We start from the raw sequence: 22,283 nt of genomic DNA, 5'->3' as shown, positions 1-22,283 counted from the left end.
GGCATCCGCGCCATCGGTGCCACCGGTGCACTGGGACCTCGCCGTGGTCGGCGCCGGGCCGGCCGGCGCCGCCGCCGCCCTGGGCGCGCTGCACGCCGATCCCGGCCTGCGCGTCGCCCTCCTGGACCGGGCGGACTTCCCCCGGGACAAGGCCTGTGGAGACGCGGTGGCCCCGCACGTCCTCGATCTCCTCGCCCAGGTCGGCGTCACCGGTCTCCTCGACGACCGGATCCCGGTCGGCCGGCTCCGCCTCGGCCGAGGCGGCCTGACCGCCGAGCGGCCGATGGCCCGCCCGGCGTGGGTGGTGCCGCGCAGGGTCCTCGACGCCCGGCTGGCCGGCGCGGCCGTCGCGGCCGGCGCCCACCTCCTGCGGCACCGGGTCCGCGGCCTGGGGCAGGAAACCGGAGCGGTGGTTCTGGACGGGCGGATCCGCGCCGCGGTCGTCGTCGGAGCCGACGGCGCCCACTCGGCCGTCCGCCGCGCGCTCGGCCTGCCCGGCGGCCCGAGGGCCCTGGCGCTGCGCGGCTACGCCCCGGTCCCGCCCGGACGGCGCGGCGCACAGGTCATCGAGTTCGGCACCCGGCACCAGCCGTCGTACGCCTGGTCCTTCGACCGCGGCGACGGCCTGGCGAACGTCGGGTACGGCGAGACCCTCCGCACCGGCCGTACGGCGCCGGCCCGCGCCCGGCTGATCGAACGGCTCCAGGCGCTGCTGCCCGGCGCGGCGGAGGGCGGACGGCAGTGGGTCGGACACCATCTGCCGCTCTCGACGGCGCGCTGGCGCCCTCCGCCCGGCCGGGTGCTGCTCGCGGGCGACGCCGCCGGGCTGGTGAACCCGCTGACCGGCGAGGGCATCTACTACGCGGTGGCCACCGGCATCGCGGCGGGCCGCGCCGCCGCCGCGGCCTGCCGCGACCGAAGGCCCGAACGGGCGGGGGAGCGGTACGCCCGCGCCACCGGCCGGATCCTGCTGCCCCACCTGCGCCACACCGCCCTGGCGGCCCGCCTCGCCCGCGGCCGTCACGCCGTCGAGGCGGCCCTGCGCGCCTCCGCTGCCGACCAGCGCGTCTTCGACGACCTCGTCGAACTCGGGCTGGCCCGGGGCCGCCTCACACCCGCCCTCGCGTTCGGCCTCGGCCGGGCGCTCGCCGCATCCGCCCGCCCGACCGGCCGAAACCGGGAGCCAGCATGAGCACGCGCGTCCTCAGCGTTCGCGGCACCCTGCCCGAGCACCGCCACCGGCAGGAGGAGATCACCGAGTTCCTCACCACCGTGCCGGCCGCCGGCGCCGTCGACCGCGGCCTCGTCGAGCGGCTGCACCGCAACGTGTGCGTCGAGACTCGGCACACCGCGCTTCCCCTGGAGGAGTACGCCCGGCTGGGGGACTTCGGCCGGGCGAACGACGCCTTCATCCGGGCCGGCACCGAGCTCGGCTGCCGCGCGGTCGTCGAGGCGCTCAAGGACGCCGGCCTCGCCCCCGCCGACGTCGACTGCGTCGTGTCGTGCACGGTGACCGGCCTGGCCGTCCCCTCGCTGGAGGCCCGCGTCGCGGCGGAGATCGGGCTGCGCCCCGACGTGGTGCGCCTGCCGCTGGTCGGCCTCGGCTGCGTCGCCGGCGCGGCCGGTCTCGCCCGGCTGCACGATCTGCTGCGCGGCCGGCCGGACGGGGTCGCGGTGCTGATGTCGGTCGAGCTGTGCTCGCTCACCCTTCAGCGCGACGACGCCTCGGTCGCCAACCTCGTGGCCGCCGGCCTGTTCGGGGACGGCGCCGCGGCGGTGGTCGCCGTCGGACCCGAGCATCCGCTCGCGCACTCCGAGGATCCCGCCCAGCCCCTCGTACTGGCCTCGCGCAGCCGCCTCTACCCCGACTCGGAGCGCGCGATGGGCTGGGACGTCGGCCCCGGCGGGTTCAGGATCGTGCTCGACGCCGCGGTCCCCGATCTGGTGCGCCGCCACATCGGTGGCGACGTCCGCGACTTCCTCGCCGACCACGGGCTCGGTGCCGGAGACATCGGCTGGTACGTGGCGCACCCCGGCGGCCCCAAGGTCCTCCACGCGCTGCAGGACGCGCTCGGGGTCGGGCGGGACGCCCTGGGCGTGACCTGGGAATCGCTGCGCCGGATCGGCAACCTGTCCTCCGCCTCGGTGCTGCATGTCATGGCGGACACGCTCGCCGGCCACCCGCCCCGGCCCGGCTCCTACGGGCTGATGCTCGCCATGGGCCCGGGCTTCTGCTCCGAACTCGTCCTCCTGCGTGCCCCGGGCGGTGCTGAATGAGCAGCGAGCTGCTGTTCACCGCCCTGGTCGTGGCCGTCGGCCTGGAACGGGCCGCGGAACTGGCCGTGTCCCGCCGCAACGCCGCCTGGAGCTTCGCGCGCGGCGGTGTGGAGTTCGGGCGGGGGCACTACCCGTTCATGGTGGCGCTGCACACGGGCCTGCTCGCCGGCGCGCTCGTGGAGGTGTGGACGCGCGGGCCTGACGCCGTACCGCCGCTCGCCTGGAGCATGCTCGCCCTCGTCGCGGCCTCGCAGGCGCTGCGCTGGTGGTGCATCGCCACCCTGGGCCGGCAGTGGAACACCCGGGTGATCGTCGTGCCCGGCGCCGCGCGGGTGACAGGCGGCCCCTACCGCCGCCTGCCGCACCCGAACTACCTCGCCGTCGTCGTCGAGGGGATCGCGCTGCCGCTGGCCCACTCGGCCTGGATCACGGCGACCGTCTTCACCGTGCTGAACGTCCTGCTGCTGGCCGCCCGTGTCCGCACCGAGGACGCCGCGCTGGCGCGACTGGCCTGAGATGCCCGGGGGAAGGGCCACCGTGGACCTGCTCGTCGTCGGCGGCGGCCCGGCGGGACTCGCCACCGCCCTGCACGCGGCCCGGGCAGGACTCGAGGTCACCGTCCTCGAACAGCGCGCCGGCACCGTCGACAAGGCGTGCGGCGAGGGATTGATGCCGGGGGCCGTCGCCGCCCTGGCCGCGCTCGGCGTGCACCCGGCCGGACACGAACTGCGGGGTATCCGGTACGTCGCCGGGACTCGCCGGGCCGCCGCCGCCTTCCGGACGGGGCCGGGCCGCGGGGTGCGCCGCACCGTGCTGCACACGGCGCTGCGCGAGGCGGCGCTGGCCGCGGGGGTACTGATCGAGCACCGCGCCGTGCGCGGTGTCGAGCAGGACGGGCGGGGCGTGGTGGCCGGCGGTCTGCGGGCCGCCCACCTCGTCGCGGCCGACGGCCTGCACTCGCCGATCCGCCGGGCACTGGGTCTGGACCGGCCGCACCGGGCGCGCCCGCGCCACGGACTGCGGCGTCACTTCGAACTGGCCCCCTGGAGCGACCATGTCGAGGTGCACTGGGCCCGAGGCGCGGAGGCTTATGTGACCCCGGTGGCCGACGGACTGGTGGGTGTGGCGGTGCTCACCGCCGGCCGCGGCCCCTACGACGACCACCTCGCCGCCTTCCCCGGCCTGCGTGAGCGGCTGTCCGGGGCCCGGTCGGCCGGACCGGTGCGCGGGGCCGGGCCACTGCGCCGCAGCGCGAGAGCGCGCACGGCCGGCCGGGTGCTGCTCGTCGGCGACGCGGCCGGCTACGTCGACGCGCTGACCGGTGAGGGAGTCGCGCTGGCACTGGCGCAGGCGCAGGCGGCTGTACGCGCGGTCACCGGAGGCGATCCCGGAGCCTATGAGCGGGACTGGCGGCGGCTCACCCGGCGCTACCGCCTGCTGACCCGCGCACTGCTCGCGGCGACCGGGCCGCCTCCCGTCCGGGCGGCGCTGGTCCCCGCGGCGCAGCGGCTGCCGTGGCTGTTCTCCGCCGCCGTCGACGCGCTGGCCCGCCCGGCGGGGGAGTGAGCCCCCGGCGGACGGCCCGCGCGGTCGTCGCGCTACTTCGGGTCGCGGTTGAACAGGTACCTGGACCAGAGGTGTCCGAGTATGGCCAGGCCCAGGCACCAGGTGACGGCGAGCGGGCCGTTGTGGCCTATTTCGGTGCCGAGCAGCAGGCCGCGCAGTGTCTCGATGGCCGGGGTGAAGGGCTGGTACTCGGCGATCGGCCGGAACCAGCCCGGCATCGCCTCCAGGGGGACGAAGGCGCTGGAGACCAGTGGCAGGACGATCAGCGGCAGCGCGTTGTTGCTCGCCGCCTCGGCGTTCGGGCTGACCATGCCCATCCCGACGGCGATCCAGGTCAGCGCCAGGGCGACCAGTGTCACCAGCCCGAAAGCCGCCAGCCACTCCAGGGCGGTCGCGTCCGCGGACCGGAAGCCGACGGCCACGGCGACGGCGCCGACGAGGACCACGCTGGCGACCGACCGCAGCACGCTGCCGACGACGTGCCCGATGAGCACGGAGCCGCGGTGGATCGCCATCGTGCGGAAACGGGCGACGATGCCCTCGGTCATGTCCGTGGACACCGACACCGCGGTGCCCACCACGGTGCTGCCGATGGTCATCAGCAGCAGGCCCGGCAGCAGGTAGGCGAGGTAGGCGGAGCGGCCGGCGTCGCCGATGCCCGCGCTCATCACCTCGCCGAAGACGTAGACGAACAGCAGCAGCAGAACGACCGGAGTGAGCAGGAGGTTCAGTGTCAGGGAGGGGTAGCGCCGCACATGCAGGAGACTGCGGCGCACCATCGTGGACGAGTCGCGGACGACGAGGGACAGGGAACTCATCGGGAGATCTCCTCGGAGGGCTGGTCGGTGCCGCCGGTCAGGGCGAAGAAGACGTCGTCGAGGTCGGGGGTGCGCACGGTAAGCTCGTCCGCCTCGATACCGGCGGAGTCCAGCCGGTCGAGGATGGAGCGCAGTTCGCGCTGGCTGCCGTCACTGGGGATCCGCAGTACGAGGGAGTCGTCGTCGCGGGCGGCCCCGCGCAGCGCGAGGGCGGCGGACCGGTATGCGGCCGGGTCGGTGAAGCGGAGGCGGACATGGCCGCCGGAGACCAGCCGCTTCAGCTCGTCGGGGGTGCCCTCGGCGGCGATCCTGCCGCCCGCGAGCACGGCGACGCGGTCGGCGAGCTCGTCGGCCTCCTCCAGGTACTGGGTGGTGAGCAGGACCGTGGTGCCGCCCGTGACGAGTTCACGGACGACTCCCCACATGTTGTGGCGGGCGCGCGGGTCGAGTCCGGTCGTCGGCTCGTCGAGGAAGATGACGCGCGGGTCGCCGACGAGTGTCATGGCGATGTCCAGGCGCCGCTTCATGCCGCCGGAGTAGGTGGAGGCGGGTTTCCCGGCGGCGTCGGCGAGGCCGAAGCGCTCCAGCAGTTCGGCGGTGACCCGCCGCCCCTCGCGGCGGGAGAGGTGGTGCAGGTCGGCCATGAGGAGCATGTTCTCCTCGCCGGTGATCAGGCCGTCGACGGCGGAGAACTGCCCGGTGACGCCGATCGCGGCGCGTGCGGCCTGCGGTGACGTGGCGATGTCGTGACCCGCGACCAGGGCCCGGCCGTCGTCGGCGCCGATGAGGGTGGAGAGGATCCTGACTGTGGTGGTCTTGCCGGCGCCGTTGGGCCCGAGCAGCGCGAACACGGATCCGGCCGGGACGTGCAGGTCGATGCCGTCGAGGACGGTTTTGTCGCCGTAGGACTTGCGCAGCCCGGCGGCGGAGACGGCGGCGGGCGGCTGCGGACAGCCCTTCCCTTTGGATGTGGACATGATAGATGAAGGCATGGAGTCCTCCCTCTCGGAGGCCGAAGCGGTGAAGTGGTGGGGGAGCGGGCGAGCCCAGGAGTCCGGTGTTCAGGCCCGGGCGCGGCGGATGTCGATGTTGCCGTAGCGGGTCCGGGCGCGTACCTCGACGGTGTCCTCGGTCTTCTCCGGGGCCTCGGAGGCGGCGAGGGTGTTGCGCACCTGCCCCCGGCCGGAGCTGACGTCGAGCCAGGCGGCTGTCCCTTCGCGGACGCCGACCTCGATGGCTCCGTAGGAGGTCTCCAACTGGACTGTCCCGCGAGCGACTTCAGCGATGCGCAAGGTGCCGTGGGCGGTGGTGGCGACGACCGGGCCCTCGGCGCGCGCGACGTCGATGTCGCCGTTGGCGCCGTGCACCCGCAGTTCGTCCGCCGCGGTGCCGACGGTCGTTGTGCCGTGCGAGTTCTTCAGGACGGCGGGACCGCGGACGGCACCGACGCGCAGGCTTCCGGAACTGGTGGTGATCTCGGCCGATCCCTCGACCCGGTCGACGGTGACCGAGCCGTGGGAGGCCGTCAGCTTCAGTGGGCCGGTCACATCGAGGCGGACGTCACCGGAGGAGGTCTTCACCCGGACCTCGCCGAGCCGGCCCTCGCCGAGCACCTGGGCCCAGGCGCCGGTCATGTCGACGTGCGAGTCCGCGGGCAGTTCGACCGTCACGTCCACGATGCCGGTGCGCCCGACGAGGTGGCGCCGCCTGGGCGTCCTGACGGTCAGGGTGCCGCCGGAGTACGTGACCTCGGTCTGCTCGGCCGCCCGTACGTCCTGTTCACGCTTCGGGTCGCGGGCCAGCACCTCGACGACGGTGTCGAGGCGGTCGCCCGCCGTGAACCGGATGGAGCCGGCCTCCACGTGTGCCGTGGCCGAGATCGGTTCGGGAGTGTCGAAAGAAGGCATGGCTGTCCCGTCCTCCTGGGTCTTGGTGACGTCCCCGCTGGTGGGACGTGATGTGGGTGTGAGTGGTGCGGTCGCCGGGCGCGGGCTAGCGCACCCAGCCCGTGTAGCTCTGCCCGATGGTCCGGGTCCTCTCCGCCGGGCGGTGGTGGTGGCCGCCGTCGACCGCGGCCGACACGGCGCGCACCAGCCAGGCGTTGACCGACAGGCCCTCGCGGCTCGCGGCCTCCTCGGCCCGGGCCTTGAGGTGGGCCGGCAGGCGCAGGTTGACGCGGGCGGTGCCGCCTTCCTCGCCGTCGGCCGGGGCCGGGGGCGTGAGCGGTTCGACGGGTGCGGAGGCCTCCACGGGGGCGCCCTCGGCGGGCGGCATCACCACGAATTCGGGGTCGAGCCCGCGCAGCCGTACGTCGACCGAACCGGGGGCGAGTTCGCGAGTGATCTCGTCCATCGCGGCGGAGAGCACGTTGAGCATGATCAGCCGGGCCGCCGACTCCAGAGGGGTGGTGAGCCTCTCGGCCAGCTCGCGGGCTTCACCACCGCCGGCCTCGGCGGCCACCGCGAGTTCGCGGCGGAGGGTGTCGACATACGGAGTGAGGTCCATGGCGCCATGGTGGCACCATGTGGTGCCAAGTGCAAGCCCGGATGGCGTCCTGTGTGTGAAGGGCCCGAGATTGGCTGCCTTGAACTGCGGAAACGCGGACCCGGTGGCCTGTGCGACGGTGGCGCCATGCGCGTGCGCGAGGTCTTTTGGGTGTTCGGTGGCGCCGGATGGCTCCCAGTGGCGCCACTTGATGTCATCAGGTGCCATCGGGCGCCGCCGCGGATCCGCCCTCGCCGGGATCGGTGGAGCACGCGCCCGGGCCGGGTGACGCGGGGCGCCGGGCGGCCGCAGGCGTCCCGCGCCCCCTCGACGGGAACGTGGAGAGGGTTGAAAGCGCTGGTTGGAGGCGACATCGGAATGGGACGGATCTGATAACTTCCCGGCGGAGGTGAAAGGCGTGCCCACCGAGGAAGAGCTGTTCGCGTCCGTGGACGCGTTGCTGGAGGAGGAGCCGCAACTGCCGCCCCCGGCGGAGCGGGCCCGGCTGAGGGAGGCCGCCGGAATCACCCAGGCCCGTCTGGCCCAGGCGATGAAGTCCACGCTGCAGACGGTGAAGAACTGGGAGAACGGGCGCGCGGAGCCGAGGCCGCCGCGGCTGCAGGCTTACCAGCGGCTGCTGGAGGGCTGGGCCGCGAAGTACCCGGAAACCGAAGCCGCCTCACCCCCGTCCGCGCCGGCACCGCAGGAACCGACCGCGGCGCCCACCCCCGGGCGGCCCGCCGTCCCCGCCGCACCCCCCGAGCCTCCGGCCGGGCCGAAGTCCGCCGCCGCACCGGACGCGAAGCGGCTCCCCGAGTCCGCGTCCCGGCCCGCGCGGCCGCCCCGCCCGGCGCGTGAGCGGCCGATGGTGCCGGACACCGCCGCCCCCGCCGCCGTCACCTCCTACCGGCACGGCCCGCTGGCCGTGCTGGACGGCGACGGTCTCGCCTACGGCGCACAGGGCATCGTCCTGGAGTGCCCGGCCACGACCATCGCCGGGCTGGTGGAGTGGACACTGGCCGAATCCGGCCTGGGAGCGCCCCGTCTGCACCGCGCGGGCCGGGACTCCGATCCGCTGATCGTGCTCACCGCCTCCGCGGCGGTCGCGCTCGGCCTGCCCGAGCGCCTGGAAGGGCACGAGGCCCGCCGCACCCTGCGCCTGCCCGACGACCACCCGGTGGTCAAACAGCTGACGAAGGCGCGGTGGAAACTCACCAAGCGCGGCTTCGGTCCCTGGGCCCGCGTGTACCGACCCGCAACCGAAGGCCGCCGGCAGTGCGTACAGCTGGCGATCCTGTCCTGGGACGCGCTCGACCCAAGGGCCTGGCCGGGTGCAGCCGACCTGGAACCGGCCCGGCTCGCCGACGCGCTGGGCCGTTACGCCGCCCGGGTCATCACCCCGCGCGGCTCCACGGCCGTGACCGGCCTGGAGCTGATGACCGCCCTGCGCCCGCCCACCCGTGCCGTGCGGGACGCCGGCAGCGGCGCCTGGGTCTCCGGCCGCAGCCCCGGGTCGCTGGGCACCGAACCGGTCGACCCCGCCCCGCCCGAGGCGCCCACCGGGCACCCCGTCGCCCGGGGCTGGGAAGGAGGGTTCCTGGACGAGGAGGTCTACCAGTGGGTCCGCGACGTCGACCTGCTGTCGGACGCCGAATGCCTGCTGCCGTTCGCCGTCGGCCTGGACATCAACACCGCGTTCCTGGCCGCCGCCGCCCGTCTCGCCGTCGGCCTGTCCGGCCCCGAGCACGTCACCCGCCCGGTGTTCGACAAGAAGGTCCCCGGCTGCTGGCTGGTGGACCTGTCCCACGTCGACCTGGACCCTCGCCTGCCCTCGCCCTTCACCCCCACCGGCGAGCGCCCCGAAGGACCCGCCTGGTACGCCACCCCCACCGTCGCCTACGCCCAGGAGCTGGGGTACGACGTCCGGCCGGCCGAGGCGTACCTGCGCAGGGACAGCGGCGCGTACCTCGACCCATGGCACGACCGGCTCAAGGCCGCCTACCTCGACACCCTCGCCGACCTCGGCGTCACCCGGGACCTCACCGACACCGCCTATCTCGCCGCGATGGAGCGACACAAGCACACCGATCCCGCCCTGGTCATGGTCCTGGCCGCGATCAAGGCCACCGTCAAGGGCGGCATCGGCAAGCTCCGCGAGCGCCCCCAGGGACGCCACCACCGGGACGGGGAGCGCTGGCCCGCCCTTCAGCGCCCGACCTGGCGCCCCGACATCCGCGCGGCCGTCATCTCCAGGGCCCGGGTGAACATGCACCGCAAGATGCTCAGGACCGCCGAGGCGACCGGCCTGTACCCCCTGGCCGTGCTGTCCGACTGCGTGGTCTACCCCAGCCCCGGCGACTCGCCGCTGGACTTCCTGCCCCGCACCGCCTCCGGCAAGCCCCTGCCCGGCTCCTTCCGGCTCGGCCCCAGCCCGGGCCTGTGCAAGGTCGAGGGCGTGGCGCAGCTGGCCTGGGCGGTCGACCTGATGGAGCAGGGCTACAACCCCGCCCGCCACATCAAGGACGGCGTCGACGCCGTCCTGGACGAAGGAGAGTGACCCGTGGGGGAGATCGACGACGCCATCGAGCGTGCCGAGGCGGAGACGTTCACCCGCAACCCGCCCAAGTCCCTCCAGGCCCGGATCAACTTCCTGCTGGGCAAGCTCAGGACCACCCGCGCCGTGGCCGCCGAACTCGGGGTGAGCCAGCGCTCGGTGGAGCGCTACCGCAGAGGCGACCGGAAGAACCCGCCCCGGCACATCGCCGACCGCATCGACGCCGCCGTCCGCGCCCGCTGGCAGCCCCTTGTGCGCAGGCGCCGCCGCCGCGAGGCCGCGACCACCGGCGGCATCACCATCGAGACCCGTGCCCGCTTCGGCTACTCGGCCCCCATCGGTTCCACCGACGACCCCCGCCTGCGCCGCCTGACCGTCCACCTTCCCCCGGCCTACGCCGACCGCCTCTTCGCCGCCCGGCAGCAGGGGGCCGACGACCGGCAGCTGCGCGACATCGTCGCCGAGGGCCTGCGGGAGGAGTACTTCCGCGACGGCGGCCGCCGCGCCGAACACCTCGACGTCGCCTTCACCGACATCGACTACATCGACGTGTCCTTCTGAACGGCCGTCCGGCCCGCCGCGGCCGCGGCGGGCCGGACCGGGAGCGGTGGGGCGGCTCCTCCCGGCCGCCCCGGAGAGGGGCTCGGGCGAGAGGCCACGGAGAGGTCCTCGCCTCAGGCGCCGATGTAGGCCGCCAGATGCTCACCGGTGAGGGTGGAACGGGAGGCGACGAGGTCGGCGGGCGTGCCCTCGAAGACGATCCGGCCGCCGTCGTGGCCGGCGCCGGGCCCGAGGTCGATGATCCAGTCGGCGTGCGCCATGACCGCCTGGTGATGCTCGACGACGATGACCGTCTTCCCGGAGTCCACCAGCCGGTCGAGCAGGCCGAGCAGCTGCTCGACGTCGGCGAGGTGGAGGCCGGTGGTCGGTTCGTCGAGGATGTAGACGCCGCTCTTCTCGCCCATGTGCGTGGCCAGTTTGAGCCGCTGCCGTTCGCCGCCGGACAGCGTGGTGAGCGGCTGGCCGAGGGTGAGGTAGCCGAGTCCGACGTCGACGAGCCTGCCGAGGATCCGGTGCGCGGCCGGAGTGCGCGCCTCACCGGAGCCGAAGAACTCCGTCGCCTCCGTCACCGGCATCGCGAGGACCTCGCTGATGTCGCGCCCGCCGAGGCGGTGTTCCAGCACCGACGCCTGGAACCGCTTCCCCTCGCACTCCTCGCAGACGGTGGCGACCCCGGCCATCATGGCCAGGTCGGTGTAGAGGACGCCGGCGCCGTTGCAGGCGGGGCAGGCTCCCGAGGAGTTGGGGCTGAACAGCGACGGTTTCACGCCGCACGCCTTGGCGAACGCCTTGCGGACCGGGTCGAGCAGCCCGGTGTAGGTGGCCGGGTTGCTCCGCCTGGAGCCGCGGATGGGCGTCTGGTCGACGCAGACCACGCCGGTGCCGCCGGCCTCCGACCGGCGCAGCAGCGATCCGTGCACCAGCGAGCTCTTGCCGGAGCCCGCCACGCCGGTGACCACGCAGAGCACCCCGAGCGGGATGTCGACGTCGACGTCTCGCAGGTTGTGCGCCGTCGCGCCGCGGATCTCCAGGGTGCCGGAGGGTTCGCGCACCGTCTTCCTGAGGGCGGCCCGGTCGTCGAGGTGGCGGCCGGTGAGCGTGTCCGCGGCCCGCAGTCCTTCGACGGCGCCCTCGAAGCAGACGGTGCCGCCGGCCGTCCCGGCGCGGGGGCCGAGGTCGACGACGTGGTCGGCGATGGCGATGACCTCGGGCTTGTGCTCGACGACGAGGACGGTGTTGCCCTTGTCGCGCAGGCGCAGCAGCAGGTTGTTCATCCGCTGGATGTCGTGCGGGTGCAGGCCGGTGGTGGGCTCGTCGAAGACGTAGGTGACGTCGGTGAGGGAGGAGCCGAGATGGCGGACCATCTTCACCCGCTGCGCCTCGCCGCCCGACAGCGTGCCCGTCGGCCGGTCGAGCGAGAGGTAGCCCAGCCCGATCTCCGTGAACGAGTCGAGGGACCGCCCCAGCGCGGTGAGCAGCGGAGCCACCGAGGCATCGTCGAGGCCTCGGACCCACTCGGCCAGGTCGCGGATCTCCATCGCGCAGGCGTCGGCGATGGAGATCCCCCCGATCTTCGACGACCGGGCCCGCTCGCTGAGCCGGGTGCCGTCGCACTCGGGGCACTCGGTGAAGGTGACCGCCCGGTCCACGAAGGCCCGGATGTGCGGCTGCATCGACTCCCGGTCCTTGGAGAGGAACGACTTCCGGATCTTCGGGATCAGCCCCTCGTAGGTCAGGTTGACGCCGTTGACCTTCACCTTGGTCGGCTCGCGGTGCAGGAAGTCGTACCGCTCCTTCTCGGTGTACTCGCGGATCGGCTTGTCCGGGTCGAAGAAGCCCGACTCGGTGATGATCCGCACCACCCAGCCGTCCCCGGTGTAGGTGGGGATGGTGAACGGGCCCTCGGAGAGCGACTTGGAGTCGTCGTAGAGCTGGGTGAGGTCGATGTCGGAGACCGTGCCCCGGCCCTCGCAGCGGGTGCACATGCCGCCGGTGCGGTTGAAGGTCACCTTCTCGGTCCTGGTCCTGTCGGCGCCGCGGTCGACCGTGAACCCGCCGCTCGCCGAGACGGAGGCGACGTTGAAGGAGAACGCGGAGGGCGGGCCGATGTGCGGCCTGCCGAGCCGGCTGAAGAGGATGCGCAGCATCGCGCTGGCATCGGTGGCGGTGCCGACGGTGGAGCGGGGATCGGCGCCCATCCGCTGCTGGTCGACGATGATCGCGGTCGTCAGCCCTTCGAGCACGTCGACCTCGGGCCGGTTCGGCGTGGGCATGAAGCCCTGGACGAAGGTGCTGTAGGTCTCGTTGATCAGCCGCTGCGACTCGGCGGCGATCGTGTCGAACACCAGTGAACTCTTGCCCGAGCCGGAGACGCCGGTGAACACCGTCAGCCGGCGCTTGGGGATCTCGATGCTGACGTCCTTGAGGTTGTTCACGCGCGCGCCGTGCACACGGATCAGGTCGTGGCTGTCGGCGGCGTGCGGCTCGGGCGCCCGCGTGTCCGTCCTCGTGGTGGTGCTCATGGTCTCCCCCATCTGCCGGCCGGCTCGTCCCGGCCGGATCCGAGTGTGTGGTGTTTTCTTCCGTTCGCCGGTGAGGGCCCGCAGCTCACCGCGTACGGGGCTGGACGAAGCGCAGCATGTTGCCCGCGGGGTCGCGGAAGGCGCAGTCGCGGACGCCGTACGGCTGGTCGACCGGCTCCTGCAGCACCTCGCCGCCCGCGGCGCTGATGCGCTCGAAGGTGGCGTCGCAGTCTTCGGTCGAGAAGATCACGCCGCGCAGCATGCCCTTGGCCAGCAGTTCCGCCATGGCCCGCCGGTCGGACGGAGAGGCGTTGGGGTCCGCGACGGGAGGTTCCAGGACGATGTCCACATCGGGCTGCGACGGCGCGCCGACGGTCACCCAGCGCATCCCCTCGAACCTGACGTCGTCGCGGACCTCCAGGCCGAGGGCGTCCCGGTAGAAGGCGAGCGCCTCGTCGTGGTCGTCGACGGCGATGAAGCACTGTGCCAGGTTGATGTCCATGGGGTTCACGCTACGGAGGGGAAGAGGGTTTCGCTTCTCCGTTTCTGACCGGCCGTGTGTGGATCTTCGCGATGCAGGCCGGGACGGCGGCGCCCTCGTCGTGCGGACGGGCCCGGTACGCGCTCGGGCTCTCGCCGACCAGCTCGGTGAACCGCGAGCTGAACGACCCCAGCGACGTGCAGCCGACCGCGAAGCAGACCTCCGTCACCGACAGGTCGCCGCGCCGCAGCAGCGCCTTGGCCCGCTCGATCCGGCGCGTCATCAGATAGCTGTACGGCGTCTCGCCGAAGGCGGCGCGGAAGCTGCGGGAGAAGTGGCCCGGTGACATGAGGGCCACGCGTGCCAGCGCCGGGACGTCGAGCGGCTCCGCGTAGTCGCGGTCCATCAGGTCACGGGCCCGGCGCAGCCGGACGAGATCCTCCAGCGTCACATGTCCACCATCCCACAGCGCCGGACGCCCCCCGGCACTGTCTCCGGCGCACGACGGGCCCGGTGCGCGCCCTGGCTCCCACCGGCCGGCCCGGCGGGAAGGGCGGCGGGGACGCCCGGCGGCGGACGGCCGGCCGCAAGGCGGACCCCGGCGGTCCCGGCGACGCCGGGACCGCCGCGCAGCCGCGCTGCCGCCGCGTGCTCGGCCCGGCGTGCCGTCAGGTAGTCATGCGGTGATCTGCCGTAGGCCAGCCGGAACCAGCGGCCGAGGTGTGCGACGGGCATGCCCGCCTCGCGGGCGAGCGCCTCGACGTCCAGCGGCCGCGCGTACTCCCGGTCGATCCGGTCGCGGACGCGGCGTATTCGCGTGAACTCGCTCAGGCGCTGCGCCCGGACGAGCGCGCGTCTCCAGGCGGGGCGGCACATGGTGGAACTCCTTTCGGCCGGTTCCCGTCGGCGGACGGCCGGGTCAGCGCAGTTCCTGGACGCGGACCAGGTTGCCCGCGGGGTCGCGGAAGGCGCAGTCGCGGACGCCGTACGGCTGCTCGACCGGTTCCTGTACGACCTCGGCGCCCTCGGCCCGCACCTTCTCGAAGGTGCCGTCGAGGTCCGGGGTGGCCAGCTGGATCCAGCCGTAGGTGCCCTTGGCCATCATCTCGGTGATGGTGCGGCGCTCGTCCTCGGTGATCCCGGGGTCGGCGGCCGGCGGTGCCAGGAGGACGGAGGTGCCGGCCTGGCCGGCGGGGCCGACGGTGATCCAGCGCATCCGGCCCTCTCCGACATCGGTGCGGACCTCGAAGCCGAGGACGTCGCGGTAGAAGGCCAGGGACGCCTCCGGGTCCTCGTGCGGAAGGAAGACGGTGTGAATGGTGATGTCCATGTGACCAGGCTAGGCACGGCCGTGCGGCCCGCGCTTCTCGAATCCTGACCGGCTGCCGATCACCCGGGCCCGTCCGGCTCACCCGGCGGGCAGGACCTCCCGCATCGCCCGTGCGGTGGCGGCCGGGTCGTATCCCTCGGCGACACCCTCCACCAGGATGATGTCGCCGGCGATGTGCCGGGAGCGCAGTGGTGCGATCTCCCGGTAGGCCGGCGAGTCCCACCAGGCCCGCGCCTCGTCGATCCCGGGGAAGCCGATCACCACGACGTGCCCGGGCCAGTCCCCCTCCTTCACCTCGTGCCGGGTGCCGTGCACGAGGAAGCGGCCGCCGTACGGCTCGAAGGTGGCGGGGACGCGCTCGATGTACTCGGCGATCTCCGGGTGCGGGGCCGCTTCTCTCAGATGGGCTATGGCGTAGGCGGGCATGGGGTCCTTCCGGTCGGTCGGGTTTTCCCTACGCGGACGATCCTGGCAGCCGGACGCGCCGGGGGCGATTACCCGCCGGGTAATCGCCCCCCGCACCACGCCGTGCGGGGGCGTGCGCCTACCGGGCCGCGGAGAGCGGGCGCAGGCGTCCGTCGTGCATCTCGGCGACCCGGTCGACAGCGGTGAGGTGGGTGCGGTCGTGGGTGACCAGGACGGTCGCGGTGGCCTGCCGGTGGGTGAGACGGGTGATCAGGTCGACCACGGCGGCGCCGCGTTCGTGGTCCAGGGCGCTGGTGGGCTCGTCGACCAGGAGCACGGTGGGGTCGTTCATCAGGGCGCGGGCGATGTTGACGCGCTGGCGCTGGCCGCCGGAGAGCTGATGGGGGCGCCGGCCGGCCCGGTCGGCCAGACCGACGGCGTCGAGCAGTTCCATGGCCCGCGCGCGGGCCCCGGACGGGGACCGTCCGTCGATCCGCGCCATGACCTGGAGCTGTTCGGCGGCGGTGAGGGAGGGCAGCAGGTTGGGCTGCTGGAAGACGATGCCGATCTTCCGGCGGCGGAGCCCGGCGAGGTCGGCGCGGGTCATGCCGGTGGTCGTGGTGCCGTCGACGGCGACGGTGCCGCGGTCGGGGGCGATGAGGGTGGCGGCGACCGCCAGCAGGCTGGACTTGCCCGAGCCCGACGGGCCGACGACCGCGGTGATGCTGCCCCCGGGGACGTCCAGGGTGACACCGTCGAGGGCGGTCAGACGGGAGTCGCCGTCGGGGTAGGTCAGGGTGACGTCGGTCAGGTGCAGGCTCATCGGGCGCTCCCCAGGGCGGTCAGCGGGTCGACGGAGGTGATGCGGCGGATGGACAGGGCGGCCCCGAGCGCCCCGAGCGCGGTCATCACGGCGGCCGGGACGAGGACGGTGGCGGGCGTGAGCAGGAAGGGCACGTCCATGCCGGAGACGAGGGAACCGACGGCCGCGGCCGTGCCGGTGCCGATCAGGGTGCCGCCGGCCAGCAGGACGACGGCCTGGCCGAGAGCGTCCCCCAGCAGCGTGGCGGTGGAGGCGCCCAGGGCCTTCAGGACGGCGATGTCACCGCTGCGCTGGATGGTCCACACGGTGAAGAAGGCGCCGACGACCAGGGCGGAGATCACGAACAGGAAGCCGCGCATCAGCTGCAGGGAGCCGTTCTCGGAGGCGTAGGAGCCGATCGCGGACAGGGAGTCGTCCCTGGCGACCGTCCTGGTGCCCGCCGCCCGGTCGGCGGCCGCGACATCGGCGGCGGAGGTGGTGTTCAGGGCTATGACGGTGGCCGTCGGCCCGTCGGCCCCGCCCGTGGGGGGTGTGATCTCCCGCCAGAAGTCCAGGCCGGTCCAGACGACCGGGGTGTGGCTGAAGAAGGCGTCACCGCTCACGGCGGCGACGGTCGCCCGCCGCCCGGCGAGGGTGAACGCGTCGCCCACCGCGAGGCCGAGATCGTGCGCTGCGGTGGCGGACAGGACCACCGCGTCCTCGGGCCCGCCGTTCAGCCCGCCACCGGGCCCGCCACCGGGAACGAGCGCGGAGCCGGGCCGGACGCCGAAGACGGACACCCCGGCGCTCCTCCCCCCGGCGGCCGCCTTCGTGGTGGTGATGCCCAGCGGCTCGGCGCCGCTCACGCCGGGCGTCCGGGCCCACCGCAGCCACTGCCGCTCGGTGACGGTGGAGTCCGCGTACGACAGCTCCACGCCCTCGTCCGTCGCCGCGAAGGCGATCGCGTCGGCGGGCAGGGAGGTGATCGCGGAGACGTTCTGCCGGCCCAGGCCGGCGGTCAGGCCGGACAGCAGCCCGACCAGCAGGGTCATCAGCACGATGACGGCGCCCATCAGGGCGAAGCGCCCCTTGGCGAACTTCAGGTCTCTCCACGCTACGAACACGGTGCTGCCCGCCCTTTCAGAGGACACCGGGGAAAGCGGTGTGCCCCCACTCTCGGCCGCCGCCCCCGGGGCGGGCATCCGGCCCAGGGCGGCAATCGGCGAGACGAAAGGCGGCGTGCCGGTTCCAACTTTCGACAGAGGCCGGGCCGGGGGCGTCTCCTTAGGATGGAAGGACTGTGAACACCGCCGCCCCCGCCCCGACCCCCACCACCCGGGCACTGGCCTGGTGCCTGCATCTGCTGGTCGTCGGGCTGCTCGCGCTCGCCGCCGGGCGGGCCGTCGCCGGCGGCCACCCGCACGCCGCCGCGGTCGTCGCCGCGGCGGCGGCGTGCGGCCTGGTGTACGCGGCCGGCCCGCTGCTGCCCCGGGCGAGCCGCTCGCGGCGGGCCGCCGTGCTGTGGCTGGCCGCCGTGAGCACCGCCTGGCTGGTGCTGCTGGCGCTCTCCGCGGACGGGGTGTGGGTGGCGTTCCCGCTGTACTTCCTCCAGCTCCATCTGCTGCCCCGCCGCGCCGGCCCGGCCGCGGTGGCCGCCACCGCGGCGGCCGCCACCGGCGGTTTCGCCGCCCATCAGGGCTCCTTCGGCGCGGCGATGGCGATCGGGCCGTCCCTGGGCGCGGCGGTGGCGGTGGCGGTGGCGTGGGGGTACCAGGCCCTGTACCGGGAGAGTGAACGGCGCAGGCAGCTGATCGAGGAGCTCACCGCCACCCGTGCCGATCTGGCCGCGGCCCAGCACACCGCCGGTGTGCTGGCCGAGCGCGAACGCCTGGCCCGCGAGATCCACGACACCCTCGCCCAGGGGCTGACCAGCATCCAGTTGCTGCTGCGGGCCGCGGAGCGGGCCCTGCCCGGCGCGCCGGAGGCCGCCGCCCGCCATGTCGGCCAGGCCCGCCGGAGCGCCGTCGACAACCTCGCCGAGGCCCGCCGCTTCGTCGCCGCCCTCGCCCCGCCGGCGCTGGAGGGCACCACCCTGGCCGGAGCCCTGGAACGCCTGTGCGTCACCACCGGTGCCCACCACCGGATCGCCGTACGCCTCCGCGTCACCGGCGACCTCGTACCGCTGCCGACCGCGCACGAGGTCGCGCTGCTGAGGATCGCCCAGTCGGCGCTGTCCAACACCGTCCGCCACGCCGGGGCCGCCACCGCCGAGGTCACCCTCGGCCTCCTCGGCGACCATGTCACCGTGGAGATCGCCGACGACGGGCGCGGCTTCGACCCCGACCGCCTGCCCGCACCCGATCCTGGGACCGGCGGGTTCGGGCTGGCCGCCATGCGCGCCCGCGCGCACGCCCTGGGCGGGGAGTTCACCGTCGACTCCGCCCCCGGCCGCGGCACCGCCCTGACCGCCCGGCTGCCCCTGGGGCGGTCCGGTGGCACCTCGCCCGATCCCGGCCTCGGACCACCGCCCGGTCTCGACCCCGATCCCGTACCCGATCCCTCACCCGAGGCGCGCCCGTGACCGATCCCGCCATCCGCCTGCTCCTGGCCGACGACCACCCCGTGGTGCGGGCCGGGCTGCGCGCCGTACTGGAGACCGAACCCGGCATCGAGGTGGTGGCCGAGGCCGCCACCGCCGAGGCCGCCGTCGCCCGCGCCGCCGGGGGCGACATCGACGTCGTCCTCATGGACCTCCAGTTCGGCGGGGGGATGAACGGGGCCGAGGCCACCGCCGCGATCACCGCCCGCCCGCCGGCGCCCAGGGTGGTGATCGTCACCACCTACGACACCGACGCCGACACCCTCCCCGCCATCGAGGCCGGCGCCACCGGCTACCTCCTCAAGGACGCTCCGCCCCAGGAGCTGGCCGCCGCCGTACGCACCGCCGCCGCGGGGCGCACCACGCTGGCCCCGGCCGTCGCGGACCGGCTGATGAACCGGCTTCGCGCCCCCGGCACCGCCCTGACCCGGCGGGAGACCGAGGTGCTCGCACTGGTCGCCGAGGGCCTGTCCAACCAGGCCGTCGGTGCCCGGCTCCACCTCACCGAGGGGACCGTCAAGTCCCATCTGGTCCGTGTCTACGCCAAGCTCGGCGTCGAGTCCCGCACCGCCGCCGTCGCGGCCGCCGCCGAGCTCGGTCTCATCCGGCGGTAGCGGACGGCGCCGGCGGTCGCCCACCGGGCATCGGGGACAGCGGTCAGGAGCGCCCGGCCGGATCCGCCTCCAGCGCCCGCGCCGCGGCGCCCGGCGGCCGCCACCGGCGACTGGAGGCCGTGCGGGTCGTGGCGCACGCCGGGCATGGACACCGGCAGACCGGCCGGCGCGGTGCCGTCGGCATCGCGCACGGGGACGCCGACGGCGACGAGTCCGCGTTCCGAGCGCCACCGGCAGGGCCACGCCGACGGTGTCCGGGGGACCGGCGAGGTGGTGGGGGCGGTGGCCGGGGAGGGGGGGGTCAGGCACCGGTTCCGGTGGCGACGGGCAGGCCGGCCAGGCGCCACTCGAGCATGCCGTCGCTCAGGCGGATCGCCCTGCGACCCCGCCCGGCCAGCAGGCGTACGGCCTCATGGGCCATCACGCAGTACTCGCCGCGGCAGTAGGCGACGACCTCGACTCCGTCGGGCAGCTCGCCGACGCGCTCGGCGAGCTCGCCGACGGGGACGGATATCGCGCCGGGGATATGTCCGGCCGCGTACTCCTGCGCGGGGCGCACGTCCAGCACGACGACATCGCCGGACTCGACCCGGGCCAGGAGCTCCTCCCGGGTGACCTCCCGGCCCGCCTCCGGGCCGAGGTAGGCGGCGCGGGCCGGTTCGACGGCGGCCTGGTGCGCCTGGGCGACCTCGCGCAGCAGCGCGAACAGACGGGCCACGTCCTCGCCGGCGAGCCGGTAGTGGACGCGCACCCCCTCGCGCCGGGTGGAGACCAGACCGGCCTGCTTGAGGGTCTGGAGATGCGCGGACGCGGTGGTCAGGTTCAGTCCGGCCGCCTTGGCGAGCGCGTCGACGGTGCGTTCCCCCTGGGCGAGCAGGTCGAGCAGTTCCAGACGTTTTCCGCTGGCCAGGGCCTTGCCGGTGGCCGCGAACGCGTCGTAGAGCCGGGCTTTGGCCCGGACTTCCGGAGTCCCCTCCATGACATCCTCCATAATTCCATGGAATATTGTAGACGAGGATGGGCGTGCCGGCCCACCCTTCCGTACCGAGACCTGGAGGAGCACCGTGAGGTTCTCCGACGACCTCCCGGCAGCGCCGGTCGACTCCGCCGGACGGCCCGTCCGGCTGGGCCTGAGGGAGAACTGGCTCCAGTTCACCCTGCTGGTCGTCGTCAACGTCTGCGTCGGCGGCCTGGTCGGCCTGGAACGCACCACCGTCCCGCTGATCGGCACCGACGTCTTCGGGCTGACCAGCGACCTGGCGGTGTTCTCCTTCATCATCGCCTTCGGCTCCACCAAGGCGATGACCAACCTCGCCGCCGGTGCGCTCACCGCCCGTTTCAGCCGCAAGCAGCTGCTGGTCGCCGGCTGGCTGATCGGCGTACCCGTCCCCTTCGCCCTGGCCTGGGCGCCCTCATGGGGCTGGATCGTCGCGGCCAACGTCCTGCTCGGTCTCAACCAGGGCCTGACCTGGTCGATGACCGTCAACATGAAGATCGACCTCGTCGGTCCCTCCCGCCGGGGTCTGGCCACTGGTCTCAACGAGGCCGCCGGCTACACCGCCGTCGGCGTCACCGCCCTGCTCACCGGCTACCTCGCCACCGCCTACGGCCTGCGCCCGGTCCCCGAACTCATCGGCGTCGTCTTCGTCGCGGCCGGCCTCGCACTGGCCCTGGTCGTCCGCGACACGGCCGCCCACGTCGCACTCGAACTCGCCCGGCACTCCAGGCCCCTGCCCGACGGCGAGGACATCGCCTTGGCCGCCACCTTCGCCCGCACCTCCTGGCGCGACCGCTCCCTGCGCGGCGCGAGCCAGGCGGGCCTGGTCAACAACCTCAACGACGGCCTGACCTGGGGCGTCTTCCCCCTGCTGTTCACCGACCGCGGCCTGGGGCTGGCCGCCGTCGGACTGATCAAGGGGCTCTACCCGATCCTGTGGGGCATCGGCCAGATCCCCACCGGCCACCTCGCCGACCGCGTCGGCCGCAAGCCCCTGATCGTCTCCGGGATGCTCGTCCAGGCCGCGGGCTTCGTCCTCGCCCTCGTCCTGCTGGACCGCCCGCTCCTGGCAGGCGTCCTGTCCGCGGTCGCGCTCGGGATCGGCACCGCCATGGTCTACCCGGCCCTGATCGCCTCCGTCTCCGACCACGCCCATCCCGCCTGGCGTGCCAACGCCCTGGGTACCTACCGCTTCTGGAGGGACATCGGCTACGCCGCCGGCGCGCTGGTGGCAGGCGTCCTCGCCGACGCCCTCGGGCTGGAGGCCACCGTCGTCGCCGCCGCGGTGCTCACCGCCGCCTCCGGCCTGCTGGCCGCCCGCTGGATCGCCGAGCGCCCGGTCCGGTGACCGGCCCGGCCGCCGCGCGGCGGCGCACCGGGCCGTCCCAGTAGCCGCGCAGCCGGGCGGCGTCGGCGTGATCGTCCTTGCGGACGACGCCGAGCAGATGGCCCGGCAGCAGCGAGAGCACGTCCCGGTCGCCGGGGAAGTACGCCGCCGCCAGAGCCAGCGCCCCGGCCACGGACACCGCCTCCGCGGTGGACATCACCGTGGAGGGCCGCTCCACCTCCCAGCCCTCCGCCGAACGACCCTCGCGCAGGTCCCGGAAGGCGGTGACCAGGGCCTCCAGCACGGCGTCGTCGACCCGGAACGGCGCCCCGGCCCGCTCCACGGACGCCCGCGCCTGGCCGCGCACCAGCGCCGTCTCCGCCTCCAGGTCCCCGATGGGGCCGACCGTCTCGAAGTTGAAGCGGCGCTTGAGGGCCGCGGACATCTCGGAGACGCCCTTGTCGCGGAGGTTGGCGGTGGCTATGAGGGTGAAGCCGGGCGCCGCGCGTGCCAGGTCGTACCGCCCGGGCAGCGCCGCCGGGTCCTCCGCCACCAGACCGACGTCCTTGTCGGGCCGCTGCACGGTGGTGCGGCTGATCCAGGGGGTGCGGCGCGGGTTGAGCACCTCCTCGGCGGAGCCGGCGGGCAGACACGACAGGAGGAACTCCTCGGCTGTGTCCTCGGGCAGGCGGACGAACCCGACCAGGCGCTCGGCCCACACCCGGCCCGCCGTGTCCGTGTCCGGCCCGGACGTCCACAGGTCGCCGGGGTCCTTTGGCAGCAGCGCGCCGGCGAGCGCCGCCAGGTCGCCGGGCTCCAGCGACTCCAGCAGCGTGTCGCCGAGGCTCTTCCGCCGCGGCTTCAGCGCGGTGACGGCGGCCGCCTCGTCGGTGAGCCGCGACGGCTTCCCGGCGAGCAGGAGGGTCGCCTGCACGGGGCCCAGACC

The 22,283-nt window shown here is 74.2% G+C and carries 22 protein-coding genes and 1 pseudogene; 9 read left to right on the top strand and 14 right to left on the bottom strand.

Annotated elements, in window-relative coordinates; all coding sequences use genetic code 11:
* The first annotated feature begins 16 nt into the window (after positions 1–16).
* The 4 genes from IQ279_RS22500 to IQ279_RS22485 are packed head-to-tail and all read left to right on the top strand — an operon-like array spanning position 17 to position 3,843.
* A complete protein-coding gene (locus IQ279_RS22500) occupies positions 17–1,192 on the top strand; it encodes a geranylgeranyl reductase family protein (protein WP_307792485.1) in 1,176 nt (391 codons plus the stop codon).
* Entirely contained in the window at positions 1,189–2,277 is a 1,089-nt protein-coding gene (locus IQ279_RS22495; protein ID WP_206350906.1) for a type III polyketide synthase, read from the top strand. Before IQ279_RS22500 ends, IQ279_RS22495 begins: the two co-directional genes overlap by 4 nt.
* Positions 2,274–2,792, top strand: a complete 519-nt coding sequence (locus IQ279_RS22490) for an isoprenylcysteine carboxyl methyltransferase family protein (protein WP_206350904.1) — start codon at positions 2,274–2,276, stop codon at positions 2,790–2,792. Before IQ279_RS22495 ends, IQ279_RS22490 begins: the two co-directional genes overlap by 4 nt.
* Positions 2,793–2,814: 22 nt before the next feature.
* Positions 2,815–3,843 (top strand): NAD(P)/FAD-dependent oxidoreductase, encoded by a 1,029-nt coding sequence (locus IQ279_RS22485; protein ID WP_307792484.1) that lies wholly within the window; start codon positions 2,815–2,817, stop codon positions 3,841–3,843.
* A 32-nt stretch (positions 3,844–3,875) separates the two neighbouring features.
* Here the strand turns inward: IQ279_RS22485 and IQ279_RS22480 are convergent, their stop codons facing one another.
* The 4 genes from IQ279_RS22480 to IQ279_RS22465 all read right to left on the bottom strand — a co-directional run bounded on the left by IQ279_RS22480 (position 3,876) and on the right by IQ279_RS22465 (position 7,166).
* Positions 3,876–4,661, bottom strand: coding sequence for an ABC transporter permease (locus IQ279_RS22480; RefSeq protein ID WP_206350900.1), 786 nt, complete (start codon positions 4,659–4,661; stop codon positions 3,876–3,878).
* Positions 4,658–5,653 carry an ATP-binding cassette domain-containing protein gene (locus tag IQ279_RS22475; RefSeq protein WP_206350898.1) on the bottom strand — a complete coding sequence of 332 codons (996 nt, stop codon included), beginning with the start codon at positions 5,651–5,653 and terminating at the stop codon, positions 4,658–4,660. Before IQ279_RS22475 ends, IQ279_RS22480 begins: the two co-directional genes overlap by 4 nt.
* Before the next feature lie 69 nt (positions 5,654–5,722).
* Positions 5,723–6,568 (bottom strand): DUF4097 family beta strand repeat-containing protein, encoded by an 846-nt coding sequence (locus IQ279_RS22470; protein WP_206350896.1) that lies wholly within the window; start codon positions 6,566–6,568, stop codon positions 5,723–5,725.
* A gap of 85 nt (positions 6,569–6,653) precedes the next feature.
* Positions 6,654–7,166: a toxin-antitoxin system HicB family antitoxin gene (locus IQ279_RS22465; protein WP_206350894.1), complete on the bottom strand. Its 513-nt coding sequence runs from the start codon at positions 7,164–7,166 to the stop codon at positions 6,654–6,656.
* Positions 7,167–7,563: 397 nt separating this feature from the next.
* On the opposite strand from IQ279_RS22465, the gene tap reads away from it, so the two are divergent.
* Positions 7,564–9,702, top strand: a complete 2,139-nt coding sequence (tap, locus tag IQ279_RS22460) for a telomere-associated protein Tap (protein ID WP_206350892.1) — start codon at positions 7,564–7,566, stop codon at positions 9,700–9,702.
* A gap of 3 nt (positions 9,703–9,705) precedes the next feature.
* Positions 9,706–10,260 (top strand): telomere-protecting terminal protein Tpg, encoded by a 555-nt coding sequence (gene tpg / locus IQ279_RS22455; protein ID WP_206350890.1) that lies wholly within the window; start codon positions 9,706–9,708, stop codon positions 10,258–10,260.
* 113 nt (positions 10,261–10,373) lie between these two features.
* Here the strand turns inward: tpg and IQ279_RS22450 are convergent, their stop codons facing one another.
* From IQ279_RS22450 to IQ279_RS22415, 8 genes are all read right to left on the bottom strand, one after another.
* Complete coding sequence (locus tag IQ279_RS22450; RefSeq protein WP_206350888.1) at positions 10,374–12,782, bottom strand: ATP-binding cassette domain-containing protein; 2,409 nt, start codon at positions 12,780–12,782, stop codon at positions 10,374–10,376.
* A gap of 85 nt (positions 12,783–12,867) precedes the next feature.
* The gene (locus tag IQ279_RS22445) at positions 12,868–13,284 is read right to left on the bottom strand and encodes a VOC family protein (RefSeq protein WP_206350887.1); all 417 of its coding nucleotides are present in this window, start codon (positions 13,282–13,284) and stop codon (positions 12,868–12,870) included.
* 10 nt (positions 13,285–13,294) lie between these two features.
* On the bottom strand, positions 13,295–13,669 hold the full coding sequence (locus tag IQ279_RS22440; RefSeq protein ID WP_241028559.1) for a helix-turn-helix transcriptional regulator: 375 nt from the start codon (positions 13,667–13,669) through the stop codon (positions 13,295–13,297).
* Between the two features lie 41 nt (positions 13,670–13,710).
* Positions 13,711–14,139 carry a helix-turn-helix domain-containing protein gene (locus tag IQ279_RS22435; RefSeq protein ID WP_206350883.1) on the bottom strand — a complete coding sequence of 143 codons (429 nt, stop codon included), beginning with the start codon at positions 14,137–14,139 and terminating at the stop codon, positions 13,711–13,713.
* A gap of 43 nt (positions 14,140–14,182) precedes the next feature.
* Entirely contained in the window at positions 14,183–14,593 is a 411-nt protein-coding gene (locus IQ279_RS22430) for a VOC family protein (RefSeq protein ID WP_206350881.1), read from the bottom strand.
* Positions 14,594–14,671: 78 nt separating this feature from the next.
* Positions 14,672–15,019 (bottom strand): DUF1330 domain-containing protein, encoded by a 348-nt coding sequence (locus tag IQ279_RS22425; protein ID WP_206350879.1) that lies wholly within the window; start codon positions 15,017–15,019, stop codon positions 14,672–14,674.
* A gap of 118 nt (positions 15,020–15,137) precedes the next feature.
* Positions 15,138–15,821 (bottom strand): ABC transporter ATP-binding protein, encoded by a 684-nt coding sequence (locus IQ279_RS22420; protein ID WP_206350877.1) that lies wholly within the window; start codon positions 15,819–15,821, stop codon positions 15,138–15,140.
* Positions 15,818–16,924 carry an ABC transporter permease gene (locus IQ279_RS22415; RefSeq protein WP_206350919.1) on the bottom strand — a complete coding sequence of 369 codons (1,107 nt, stop codon included), beginning with the start codon at positions 16,922–16,924 and terminating at the stop codon, positions 15,818–15,820. Before IQ279_RS22415 ends, IQ279_RS22420 begins: the two co-directional genes overlap by 4 nt.
* Positions 16,925–17,100: 176 nt before the next feature.
* Here IQ279_RS22415 and IQ279_RS22410 point away from each other — a divergent pair, with 176 nt between their 5' ends.
* A complete protein-coding gene (locus tag IQ279_RS22410) occupies positions 17,101–18,381 on the top strand; it encodes a sensor histidine kinase (protein ID WP_206350875.1) in 1,281 nt (426 codons plus the stop codon).
* Positions 18,378–19,013: a response regulator gene (locus tag IQ279_RS22405; protein WP_206350872.1), complete on the top strand. Its 636-nt coding sequence runs from the start codon at positions 18,378–18,380 to the stop codon at positions 19,011–19,013. Before IQ279_RS22410 ends, IQ279_RS22405 begins: the two co-directional genes overlap by 4 nt.
* 301 nt (positions 19,014–19,314) lie before the next feature.
* Here the strand turns inward: IQ279_RS22405 and IQ279_RS22400 are convergent, their stop codons facing one another.
* The gene (locus IQ279_RS22400) at positions 19,315–19,992 is read right to left on the bottom strand and encodes an ArsR/SmtB family transcription factor (RefSeq protein WP_206350870.1); all 678 of its coding nucleotides are present in this window, start codon (positions 19,990–19,992) and stop codon (positions 19,315–19,317) included.
* A gap of 85 nt (positions 19,993–20,077) precedes the next feature.
* Here IQ279_RS22400 and IQ279_RS22395 point away from each other — a divergent pair, with 85 nt between their 5' ends.
* Positions 20,078–21,358 (top strand): MFS transporter, encoded by a 1,281-nt coding sequence (locus tag IQ279_RS22395; RefSeq protein ID WP_206350868.1) that lies wholly within the window; start codon positions 20,078–20,080, stop codon positions 21,356–21,358.
* Here IQ279_RS22395 and IQ279_RS22390 read toward each other — a convergent pair.
* A pseudogene (locus IQ279_RS22390) lies at positions 21,300–21,947 on the bottom strand (AAA family ATPase); the annotation flags it as partial. The gene IQ279_RS22395 and the pseudogene IQ279_RS22390 overlap by 59 nt on opposite strands.
* Positions 21,948–22,283 lie beyond the last annotated feature (336 nt).

The organism is Streptomyces verrucosisporus (assembly GCF_017114865.1).
GTDB classification, from domain to species: Bacteria; Actinomycetota; Actinomycetes; order Streptomycetales; family Streptomycetaceae; genus Streptomyces; species Streptomyces fenghuangensis.
The sequence above is the reverse complement of the archived record's forward strand: the minus strand, read 5'-3'. Positions and strand labels throughout refer to the sequence as shown.